Here is a 215-nt window from a genome sequence, read left to right as displayed (position 1 = left end):
GATTTTAGGTCTAATCAAAGCTTTAAATAATTACCAAGATTTAGGATGTGATTTTATTGTCTATGCTACCCAACAATTAAAGGTAAAATCACAGAACTTATCAGAGGCCTACAAGCTACTTCTACTTCCAGAGAAGTTTTTCGGAAAGAAAAACAAGTAAGTAATATTCCTTTTGAAGAAACACAACCTCAAACTATTAATATCAACAATCTAAC

Annotated in this window: 1 pseudogene; it reads left to right on the top strand. The window is 30.7% G+C overall.

From position 1 onward, the window contains the following. Window positions 1–215 (top strand): annotated as a pseudogene (locus AACP42_RS03080) (sigma-70 family RNA polymerase sigma factor); the annotation flags it as partial.

The organism is Hydrangea phyllody phytoplasma (genome assembly GCF_036985185.1).
Classification (GTDB): domain Bacteria; phylum Bacillota_I; class Bacilli_A; order Acholeplasmatales; family Acholeplasmataceae; genus Phytoplasma; species Phytoplasma asteris.
Note: the sequence above shows the minus strand (reverse complement) of the source record. Positions and strands in the feature narration are given on the sequence as shown.